Origin of the sequence: Nostocoides jenkinsii Ben 74 (assembly GCF_001046875.1) — a bacterium.
GTDB lineage: Bacteria > Actinomycetota > Actinomycetes > Actinomycetales > Dermatophilaceae > Nostocoides_A > Nostocoides_A jenkinsii.
Window position 1 is genome coordinate 3,082,115 of the sequence record NZ_HF571038.1, and the last position, 10,814, is coordinate 3,092,928.

The 10,814-nt window shown below is 64.5% G+C and carries 8 protein-coding genes and 1 tRNA gene; 3 read left to right on the forward strand and 6 right to left on the reverse strand.

What is annotated here, in order from left to right:
* Positions 1 to 139 precede the first annotated feature (139 nt).
* Genes BN13_RS14735 through BN13_RS14745 form a run of 3 tightly spaced genes read right to left on the reverse strand, consistent with a single transcriptional unit; the run spans position 140 to position 4,932 of the window.
* The gene (locus tag BN13_RS14735; RefSeq protein WP_048549252.1) at positions 140 to 2,677 is read right to left on the reverse strand and encodes a DEAD/DEAH box helicase family protein; all 2,538 of its coding nucleotides are present in this window, start codon (positions 2,675 to 2,677) and stop codon (positions 140 to 142) included.
* Positions 2,667 to 4,307 (reverse strand): Eco57I restriction-modification methylase domain-containing protein, encoded by a 1,641-nt coding sequence (locus BN13_RS14740; protein WP_048549253.1) that lies wholly within the window; start codon positions 4,305 to 4,307, stop codon positions 2,667 to 2,669. The genes BN13_RS14735 and BN13_RS14740 overlap by 11 nt, the downstream gene beginning before the upstream one ends.
* Positions 4,300 to 4,932, reverse strand: a complete 633-nt coding sequence (locus BN13_RS14745) for an N-6 DNA methylase (protein WP_268806989.1) — start codon at positions 4,930 to 4,932, stop codon at positions 4,300 to 4,302. Before BN13_RS14745 ends, BN13_RS14740 begins: the two co-directional genes overlap by 8 nt.
* A gap of 383 nt (positions 4,933 to 5,315) precedes the next feature.
* Between BN13_RS14745 and BN13_RS14750 the strand changes: the two genes are divergently transcribed.
* The 3 genes from BN13_RS14750 (at position 5,316) to BN13_RS14760 (ending at position 8,286) form a co-directional block, all read left to right on the forward strand.
* Positions 5,316 to 5,546 (forward strand): hypothetical protein, encoded by a 231-nt coding sequence (locus BN13_RS14750; RefSeq protein WP_048547995.1) that lies wholly within the window; start codon positions 5,316 to 5,318, stop codon positions 5,544 to 5,546.
* 131 nt (positions 5,547 to 5,677) lie between these two features.
* Positions 5,678 to 6,652, forward strand: coding sequence for a site-specific integrase (locus BN13_RS14755; protein WP_157038621.1), 975 nt, complete (start codon positions 5,678 to 5,680; stop codon positions 6,650 to 6,652).
* Positions 6,649 to 8,286: a hypothetical protein gene (locus tag BN13_RS14760; RefSeq protein WP_235434069.1), complete on the forward strand. Its 1,638-nt coding sequence runs from the start codon at positions 6,649 to 6,651 to the stop codon at positions 8,284 to 8,286. Before BN13_RS14755 ends, BN13_RS14760 begins: the two co-directional genes overlap by 4 nt.
* Before the next feature lie 219 nt (positions 8,287 to 8,505).
* On the opposite strand, the gene BN13_RS14765 is transcribed toward BN13_RS14760, so the two are convergent.
* From BN13_RS14765 to BN13_RS19720, 3 genes are all read right to left on the reverse strand, one after another.
* Positions 8,506 to 8,588 (reverse strand) — tRNA-Leu (locus BN13_RS14765).
* Between the two features lie 84 nt (positions 8,589 to 8,672).
* Positions 8,673 to 10,214 (reverse strand): LLM class flavin-dependent oxidoreductase, encoded by a 1,542-nt coding sequence (locus tag BN13_RS14770; RefSeq protein ID WP_048547997.1) that lies wholly within the window; start codon positions 10,212 to 10,214, stop codon positions 8,673 to 8,675.
* 7 nt (positions 10,215 to 10,221) lie between these two features.
* On the reverse strand, positions 10,222 to 10,814 hold a 593-nt coding region (locus BN13_RS19720), incomplete at its 5' end, for a hypothetical protein (protein WP_048547998.1).

Genomic DNA, 10,814 nt, shown 5'->3' on the forward strand with positions numbered 1-10,814 from the left:
CGGTCGAGGCCGTCCGGGCGCTCCTAATCACGGTGCGTCATGACCTGACTTGGCTCACGGCTCCGGGAGCCAAGTCAGGTACTCGTGCCACCGGGCTCGCAGGCTCAGGACTGCTGGAGGCTCTGGAGCAGTGCTCTGGTCAGTGTTCCTTGGCGATGACGGTGTCGTACAGCCCGTAGTGACTAAGGCCTTCGTGACTCTCGATTCCGGTGTACGACAGGGAGGCGTCCTCGTAGCGCCGGAACATGAAGACGGCTTGGTTCATGTGGCCGCTGTTGAAAACGTTCAGCGACACCAGCAGGTTGAAATCCTCGATCCTCAGGCCAGTCACCGTCTTGAAGAGATCTGGCTCGATCTTGGTGATGACGTCCTTGAGCTTGTTCTCGCGGAAGTCGGTCAAGTACATGAAGGCGGGGATCCGGGTCGCGAACTTGATCAGCTTCTCCTGGATCTGCTTCCGCTTCGACTTGTACTCCTTCTCCTCGGCCGTGAGTTCCTTCTTCGTCTTCGGGTCGACATCGTCGCCCTTAGCCTTCTTCGTGGCCTTTACCTTCTCGCTCTTATTGACCACGGTCTCGAAGACATCGGAACCAAGGGCACGGAAGCCCTCGATCTTCATGATCGCGTCCATGGCCTCCTTGCTCGACATGATCTTCTTCAAGGTGTCGTTGTCCACGTTGACCAGCAGTGCGGACTCCCACTTGCGCGCCAACAGAGTGGCCGACGTGCCGGCCATAGCGATGTCGAGGATGCCGCCGGCGTCAACTTGGGTCATGTGGCTGCCATCAAAAGCGAGGACCGGGAGGAAGTTGACGAGGTCCCGCACCGCATTCTCAGGGTTGTGCGCCTCGGGATTCAGGCCTACGCCGTACTCAGCCACCTGACGAAGCGCGCGCGTGGGTGCGAAGTCGAACACGAAGCAAACCGGCTTGAGGATCTCCTCCTCGTTTGGGTTGTCACCGTTCGGGTTCTTGATCGACCACGGCGACTGCACCCGGAAGGCAGCCTGAAAGTAGGTCTCGGGGGAGTTGAGGTTGCGCAGCATGAGGATCGACGACCACTGAGGGACCGTTACGCCCGTGGTCAGCTTCCCGCACGACAGGGTGATCGTTTTGCTGTCGTGTCCGTTGCCGATCGCACTCCGAACAGGAGGTAGCGCTGCTAGTCCGACCCCGGCCCCGGCCCCTGCTGCCGTGACGACGTCATAGTCGTGGAAGAAGACGTTCTGCTTCTCGGCCAACAGGTTGGCCATCGCGTGACACGACGCCACCGTGGGTAGGAACCAGAACGAGTGGTTGAGGTAGGGCAGGAGCCGAACGTCGGAGTAGGGAAACGGCGGCTTCTGCGCGCCGAGCTTGAGGTTGTCGACTTGGGTTGCCGCATATGACCCGCGGATGATGTCCAGCCACTTCTGCACGTCGTTCTTGTGCTTGAAGGTGGCGGCCGTGCCGCGACCGGTGGCCGAGAAGAACTCGCCGAGGTCGAACTCGTTGAACTCCCCCTGGCTCGCGATCGAGAGCAGTTCGTCCGGCATCTGGTAGGTCATGAGCCGCATCTCGGGCAGCGCGGCGTATGGGTTCCGCGTCTCCGGATGCTTCTCGTCCCACTGCTTCTTGGCACGTTGCTCGTCGGTGTAGGTCCAGTTGAAGATCTGCTCTTCAATGAACTCTCCGGTGGCCAGCGCCTTGAACGGGGTGCCCGAGAGGTAGAGGTACGCCTTGGTCGTGATGGGCAGGAACTGAGTCTCGTCCTGGCTGAGCTCATCGAGTTCCTCGTTGACCGCACCGAGGTCGGCTGTGTACTCGACCGCGATCTCCTTCTTCGCCTCTCCCTCGTCCTCCCCCTCGAAGAGCTCCTTGGCGTTGTCGCGCCACGCGCCGAAGTGGTACTCATCGAAGATCACGAGATCCCAATTCGTCTCGTGTAGCCACTCGTTTTTGGCCTTGATGTTGCCGGCCTTGTCCTTCCCTAGCACGTCCTGGAACGACCCGAAGTAGACCAGCGGTCGCTTCTTGTCCGCCGTCGTCGGATCAGTGTGCGTGGCGCGGGAGAGGTACTGCCAGCCGTCGAAATCAACATGAGTCTCGAGGTCGGTGCGCCAAGCGTCCGCGACCGCTGGCTTGAACGTGAGCACCAGGACCTTGCGAGCCCCCAACTTCCTGGCGAGTTGGTATGCCGCGAATGTCTTGCCGAAGCGCATCTTGGCGTTCCAGAGGAAGCGTGGGACGGCGTGCATGTCCTCCTTCCAGATCGAGTGGAAGTAGGCGTGCGCCTTGGCGACCGCCTCGGCCTGCTCGGGGCGCATCAGGAAGCTCTCGTGATGGGAACCCCCGTATGCGGTACCGGCACGCAGCTCCGCAATGGCGACCTGCACGTCCACCGTTGTGCAGGTTATCCACTCAAGATCGACCTTCGGGAACCCCTTGGCGGCTAGCCGTGCCCGCACCTCGTGGTCGGAGAAGGTCGAACCGTCGGCGCGCTCGGCGGACTCGTCCACATGGATCGTGTAGTGCTTGACGAGCGCCGTCTTGAGCTGCTGCTCGATCCGAGACTTCACGTTCCGTGTCGTCTGACCGACCTTGAGCATGCCGTCGTGGTTGGAGTCCTCGATAGAGTAGGCGTAGATCCGTAATCGAGCGGGCTGCTTTTCGGGAAACAGGGGTCGGTCAGCCGCCATGCGCACCGCCCAGATCCTTGATCATACTTTCGATGTATGAAATCTCGGCGGCGCTCAATTCATATTTGGAGTACAACTCTTGGTCGCTCCACGCCCTGTCCCAAGCTTGGACGGGGACCCATAGATACGTCGATCGTGTAGCATCTTGAGTCATCTTTCTCAAAGAAACTAGGAAGCGGAAGAACTTGGTTTGGAAGTAGGATGCGACGCTCTCAGCCTGCCTCTGATTATCGAGAAAAAAGAACAAATAAGTCTGAGTGCAGACTGAAGGCGAGGAAACAACCATCGGTTGCCCAAGGACCACGTCGGGAATTCTTTGACCGCCGTCTGATCCGGCTTTGGGCGTGAGAACCTTCCAGGTGTCTACCAGATGGGCGCTCTTCTTGATTTGAGAACGGGCGACGTAGCCCACGAGGCGCTTACCTTTACTATTGTAATACAGAGGCACATCATCGCGCTGCTTGATCGAATGATACCCTGAGAAATTTGACGTCCAACCAAACTCCTTGTCGACAGACAGAATTGTCGTGATGGACTCTTCCTTCCGATCCAAGACTTTCCGGAGAATTTCGATGCCGCGACCGTCTCGCACAAGAATGTCGAATTCGTCGAGGTCTCGGGAGCTTCGGGACACCTCATTTCCGTCTCGAACCGTAGACATCGCGGAACGGCCATGGTATGTGGCATCCCAAAGGAAGTAGCAGATCCCTCCCTTAACTTCCACTCCGGGGAAAACTTCGCGCGACACAGGGTATTCGACCAGCTCCCGAATCCGCTTATCCGTCAACATCGTTTGACGGAATTCACCGAGACCCAGCCCCCCTGCCATCCATCTCGAGGGCATGACCATGCACAAAAGCCTGGGCTGCAGTTTCTTCGCCTGCTCGACGAAGTGGTGGTAAATCGGGACGTCGCGTGTCCCACCGTCTGACTGCAACTGGTACGGAGGGTTCCCGATGATCACGTCGAACTGCATGTCGTCTCCGAACAGCTCGGCCATCCGAGCGTGGACGTCGTTGGTATGGATGAAGGCGTAGGCGTAGGTCTCGAGGCCGTCCTCACGCTCGAGAATCCTCTGACTCGTTCCGCAGTAGGTGCAGCGGCCGTTCGTGCCGCGTTTGACAGGGCGGCCCTCTGCGTCGGCTGTCTCGATGAACTCGGTCGCCCCCGCCCAGGTGTGCTCCACTGGCTCAAACCAGATGTTGCCGTCGGCTGAGTCAAACGACGAAGCGATCGAATGCTCGCCGTTTGCCCACTTCGAGCAGTAGAGGCTACGCCGAGCGATGAGGCTCGTCAGCTGGGTGATGCCGATACCGAAGACCTGCTTCGTCAGTATGTGGTCGACCCGCTCCTGAAGGTCCGGGATCTCCTCGGCGAGACCCTCGACGAGCCGCTTGTTGATCTCTCGGAGGAAGACTCCGGACTTGGTGAAGGGGTCGAGGAATCTAACTGTCGAATCGGCCCAGATGCTGGCGCCGTCGTGATCGGTCGCCCAGGCCTCGGCCACGAGGTCGAGCATGCGGTTGGCGAACTCGGGCGGCGTGAACACCTCGTCGTTGGACAGGTTGGCGATGCAGGTGAGGACGTCGGGGTTGCGGTTCCGGAGCTGGAAGCCTGCTTGCTCAGCCACGGCCACCCTCCGCGAGCTCTGACACGGTCACGGCGCCATGGTCCTTCGTCGGGGTGAAGATCTCATGCTTACCAAGGTCGGAGAACAGTGAGTCCTCCTCGCTGAAGGACGACATCTGCGTGAGCGTCTCAAAGCGGAAGTCGCGTCGCTGATAGTGACCGCGGCCCAGGTAGGCCCACTCTGCGAAGGTGATTGGCTTCGGCGTGCGCGCACGAGTCTGCATGGACAGTGCGTCTCCGTGAACGATGTTGAGACCCACGACGGCCAGCGCCGCGGCATACAGCTCGTCGTCCGGAGCCAGACCCAGGTGCGACGTGAAGAGTTCGACAAGGTTGGCGCGACACTCGGCGACGTTGTCTCCGAGGAGTTCAATGCCGTAGATGGACATCAGGGCAAGCAACGACTGGTGTCTCCGCTCGAAGTCGCTCTTGCCGTAGCGAGCATCGACGGTCGCGAGTTTGCGCCGCAGGACGGGGACGAGGAAGTTGCCGGAACCGCAGGCAGGCTCAAGGAAGCGTGAGTCGATGCGTTCGGCCTCCGACTCGACGAGCCCGATCATCGCCTCGACAAGCTCGGGGGGCGTGAACACCTCCCCGTGGTCGGCGACTCGTTGCTTTGACCTCACCAGACTGACAACTGCTCGGGCGGCCGGGCCCGAAGGATCCGGTTCGTGCTCCGCTGCGGTCGCTAAGTCGCTCACGGCAACAGAGTACGAGAGGGTTCCAGAACTGTCCGGCGAGCCTCGCCAACCGCGTTGGGTGATTAACCACAGCCTGTCGACCAGTTGGGCGCAAGTTACTGCCAATGGCGGGTTGCAGCCTCCACTGGCGCGTCGCCATAGCGAAACGGCAGCGCCAATCCCTACGCTGGGGGCAGCCACGCGCTGCGACGCGGGGGTCAGCCACATCGTCAGGGCAGCTGCCCAGTGGCGCCGGAGATCCAACCCGCCTCCGTGATGGACGGACTTACCAACCGTTCGACGCAAGTCGAGGCAGGTTGGAGAAGCGGGTGGAGGACAAGAGCAACCGGATCGAGTTGCCGCCTGCCCGCACCGGCCGACCTTCGGGACGCTCCCGCCACTACGCCCCCGATGAGCTCGTGCGGTTCGACGCCCGCATCCCGGCTCGGCTGGCCAAGCAGCTCTACGACGTCGCCCTGACGGACGGTCGCTCCGTGACGTCCGTCCACGCCGACCTCCTGGCCGCCGCTCTCAAGTGCCGCGGAGCCGCGATGGACTGAGTCAATCGGCGCAGGTCGCCGACATGCGAAAGGCCCAGAGCGGCAACTCCGGACCTCGTCGCGAATCGCTTCAGCGAGTACCAGCTCGCTGCCTTCATCCACTTGCGCAAGCACCCTGAGGGGGTACTTCTATGTCTTCAACGCGTCCAGAGTGCTCTTCTGGAACTGACCACGTCAACCGCCACGCCGAACTCGAGGACCCACGGGCCGCGGTCTTCAACTATGTGCCGTACGCCATCCCGGAGGACGAGTGGACGCCCGTCGCGGGCTTCACCCGCGAGTCCGTGCTCATGGTTCACCCGCGCAGCGAGCGGCACGCCATCGAGGCGATGCGCACGATCTCGCAGTTCGTCGCCTGGGCGCACCGCGAGGGCTACCCGCTGGACCGGGATCGGATGTTCACTCCCGACGCAGTCGAGCGATACATCACGACCGCTGCCACCCACCTGGCCGTGTCCTCTCGCGCCACACGACGCTCGGACCTTCGCCGCTTCTCTCGACAGATCACGACGAAGGCGCCATGGCCACCTGACGCGCAGCAGCTCAGGCAACGCCGGACGCTCGTGCCCTTCACCCAGGACGAGATTACGAGGTTGTGGGAGGTCGCCAACACCCAAAGCACCGCGATCCGCCGGCGCCGCTTTACCGGCTACCTCGCGTTGGGACTCGGCGCGGGCCTGCATCCACACGAGATGTGGAAGGCGAACGTCGGCGACCTCGACACGCTCCACGGCTTCCTCTGCGTTCGCGTCACCGAGAGCCGGCATCCCCGAGTCGTGCCGATCACCGCACCCAACGACGAGATCCTCGCCAGCTTCCTCACCGAACCACAAGACGCGCCGATCCTGGCCTACCGGCCAAGGAAGTGGGACCGCTCACCGTTTCACGAGATGCTGCGCAAGGCCGACCTTCCGCCTGGCTGCCCGACGATCACCCCGGCAAGACTGCGCGCCACGTGGATGGTCGCGCACCTCTCGGCTGGCATCTCGATGGGTGGGCGGATGCACATCGCAGCCTTCACCTCGTGGCGGCCCTACCAGCCGCTCCAGCAGTTCGTGGTCCAGCCCGACGAGCCCACCCTGTTCGCCCAGGCGGTTCGGCGGTGACCCGACGCCAGCGAAACACCACGCCAATCGCGCCACACCTGAGCACGGACGCGACGCCAGCGAACCCGATGACGGATGAGCAGCGGATCGCCCGTGCCGTCGCGGTCGCGAACAGCGAGATCGCCGGCCAACTGTGTGCCGCCGCGGAGCGACGCACCGGACGCCCGCGGCTCATCCCACTCGCCGGGGTCCTCGGGGCATACATCTTCCACGCCACCGGCGAGCCGCACACCATGACCACCTCCGGGGTGTGCCGCTCGATGAAGAGGCTCAAACCACGTCAACGCGCAGCCCTCGGGATCCCCAAGACCATGCAGATCAAGTACAAGCGGATGCACTCCGGCTGGCGGGCCATCATGCGCCTCGTCGCAAGCGGTGTCCTGGTCGACCACGACCATGACCTCGACGTCGATGCGGACACCGGGGAGGTACTTCCGTGCCCAGTCGGCTGTCCCTTCGAGCCGATCGACCTCGATCAGGTCGCCACCCTGCTCATCCAAGCCAGCCTGCCGCCAGAGTTCGAACGGCCTCCGGCAGTGGCGATCGACGGCACCGACGTCGAGAGCTTCGCCCGCGCCCACGAACCCCACCTGGACACCGAAGGAAGAAAGGTCTACTCCTTCGACCGCGACGCCCGATGGGGCCACCGCACCGGCACGAACCGTCGACCCACCGAGCACTTCTTCGGATACGAAGCCCACATCGCGACCTACGCCCCGAAGGCCGGCGGCAGTCCCGTCCCCCAAGTCGCCGCTGGGCTCGCGCTCCGCCCAGGGGTCCGTGATCGAACGGCCGCGTGTCTGAACATCGTCGACGCAGTGCCGACCTTCGCCGAGATCCTGCTCGACCGCGGATACACCCTCGCCAAGGGCACTCGGCTCGCCCGACCCCTGCGAGATCGCGACATCACCCTGACGATGGACCTGCACAAGACCCAGCGGGTCGTACGTCCCGGACCCTCCGCCGGGATGGTCTGGGTCGACGGAACCCTCTACTCCAGCGCCCTGCCCGAGCCTCTGCGAACTCTCGAGCCGCCCGAACCGGGCATGACCGCAGGCGAGAAGGCCCGACGGCGGGAAGCCTTCGACGCTCGAGAGCCATACCGCTTCGTCGCCCACGGCAAGCGCAACACGAAGCGTGGCACGCAACGGTTCCGTGGACCGGCTGTCGACGGGCACCCCTTCAAGGTCCGCTGCAACAACACCCCCGCGTCGATGCGGATGCCGCACACCATCCCCACCACGATCTGCGTTCAGGGAGAGCCGTGCGGCTGCGGCGCGACCGTCACCGTCGCCGACCGCGAGCTCGAACGGGACCGGCAACACCACCCGTGGCAGTCCACCCGATGGGCCCTGTCCTTCAACCGCCGCAGCCTCGTCGAGGGCATCATCGGCGCGAACCGCTTCCAGAACCTCAACGTCAACCGCGGCTTCTTCCGCATGACTGGGCTCGTCGCCACCGGCATGCTCCTCGCGGTCACCCTCATCGGCCACAACCTCGTCCGACTCCATGCCTGGCACACAGTCCGCGGCCGGCCCGAACCGTGGCAGGTCCACCTCGGCGAACCCATCGACGACCGACCGCTCGACAAGGCCACCCGCACACGAGGCCGACGCAAACGAAACGGCGACTGACCGCTCCAGCTCGCGCCACTCACCAGCAGGGAGCCAGCGCCAGCGCGCCCGGAAACGGTCACGAGACAAGGAAACCGGGCTCCGCGGCATCCGAAAGGGGTGTCAGCAGAGACGCAGGCGGTCAGCGCCACCCCCTCAACGACGAAACTCCCGACCGGATGGACTCCAGTCGGGAGTTTCGGGAAACCGAAACAGGTAGTTCAGGGAACTACCCCCGAGTGCGCAAGGGGGGATTTGAACCCCCACGCCCGTAAGGACACTGCCACCTGAAGACAGCGCGTCTGCCGTTCCGCCACTTGCGCGTAGCCGTCATAGTGTGCGCCATTCCCCCACCCCAGGGCAAACTTTATTGCACTCGGGCGCGGTCTCGTCGATGGAGGCACGTCTCAGCCCATGCCGTGCTCGGCAAGGGGGAGGAGGAGCTCGCGCTCCTCATACGACAGATGCGACAGCAGCGCGTCGGTGAGCAGGTCGAGGGAGGCGGCGAGATCGTCCAGCGCGGCGGTGGAGCCGTCGGCGGTGACCACGGTGACGAGCGCCTCGTCGAGGCGGTCGAGCAGATCGTGGATGACGTGATGCTCCGCCTCAAGCCGGTCAATCACCGGCGTCAGACCGGGCTCGGCGCGGCGCAGATGGCGGAAGATGCTGCGGTCCTCCAGCGTGTGGTGGCCGGTGACGACGCGGCAATAGGCCTGGCAGTACGCCCCCAGGGTCCAGTTGTTCTGCCGCATCGTCATGGTGTTGATCGCGGACCGCGCGGCGCCGACGCTCATCGCGCCCGCGCGTACCTGCTCGACGACGCCCCGCACTTGGGTCAGCTCCTGCCGTAGGTGGTCATGCACGTCGACCAGGTGCTGCGCCGTGGCTTGCTCGTGCGTCGAGTACTCACGCCCCGCCATCACATAAGTGGGCCGGTCGCCCTCGTCCCACGCACGCTCGGTGGCCAGCCGCGTGCCGTTGTCAGGGGTCGCTGACACGCTGAACGTATGCCGCGCGCTCGCCTCCGGCGCGACGGTCTCGACGGCAGGGGGTTGCGAAGGTGGGCTCGTCATCCGACCGCGCTCGGCGGTCACCAACTCACGCACCGCGGGGGCCACCTCGTGGGCAAAGGTCGCGAGCGCGCGTGCGTCGTCGCTGCCTAGGACGTAGGTCGAGACGCCGGCCGTGAGCGTCAATTCGGCGAGCTGCTCTGCCCACTCGTGCGCCGAGCCCTTGAGGAAGCCTGCGTCACGTCCGAACGTGCCGAAGATGTTGTATGCCCGTCGCACCGCCTCGGGAGCCCGACCTGCGGCGATCGTGGCCTCGTCGATGGTGGCGTTCATGGCGAGGAGGTCGGTGGGCTCGGCATACCCCATGCTCGGAATCCACACGTCGGCGAGGCGGCCGGTGACGCGCAGCATGCGGGGCTTGTAGGCGCCGAGCCAGATCGGGATGTCATGCGTCGGGACGGGACCCGGCTTGAGGCCGGCCGCGGAGTAGTGCTCGCCGGCGAAGCGGACGGAGTTGCCAGCCCAGAAGGCACGGATGATCGCCATGGCTTCTTTGAGCGCGTCGACGGCTTGCTTGGGGGTGCGGCGGGGGCCGCCGGCCGCGACGATGCCGTCCCAGAAGGCACCGGCGCCAAGGCCGAGCTCGACGCGGCCCAGGGTGACCAGGTCCAGGGTCGCGGCGGCTTTGGCGAGGACCACGGGCGGGCGGAGCGGGAGGCAGGCGACGTTTGGGGCGAGGCGGACTGCTGTGGTTCGGGCGCCGATGGCCGAGAGGAGGGTCCACATGTCGCCTTGCTGCGCGGCATACGGGTGGTCTTGGAGGCAGACGATGTCGAGCCCGAGGACGTCGGCGAGCTGCGCGTTCTCGAAGAGCCGGTCCAGGTGCGCCGCGTCCGGCGTCAAGAACGCCCCGAACTCCAACTCGTGCCCGTAATCCATGGCGACATCATCCCCGGCGACGGCGTCGGATCTCGGCTACGACGGGAATCAGTGCGATGGCCAATCCGGAGACGACAACGACGGTCGGGGCCGTGGCGCGGCCATACTCAAATGCACCCTGCGGCATCACGTGGGTCGGGGCGGCGGGGTCATAGGCGAAGGGCGCGCCGGGCTTGGCGATAGCGCCGGGGGCACGGCCGGCGGCATACGGGGCGGTGACCTCCCGCCCACCTGCCTCGAAAACGACCGAGAAGCTGCAGCCACGCCCTTCGCAGGGGAGAGTCCGGATGGCCGGTGAGACGGCGGGGTCCCTGGGAAGGCTGTATGCCGCCGTCATGGCCGCCAGCCCGATCGAGAGCGCAACGCCGGCGACCAGGAGCACGACAAGGGCGAGGCCGGTCCAGAGGTAGCTGTAGGTGGGGGTGCCGTCGGCTCGGTACGGGTTCACGAGCGGCGGACGTCGGGTGAGGTAGATCGCCAGGAGGATGCCGGCGGCAACGACTACGAGCATCGGGATGAGCTTGGAGGACCACGGCGGGAAGACCTGGTCGACCCACACGACGCCGCCCATGACGGTGCCGAGCGTCACGGCAGCCGCCC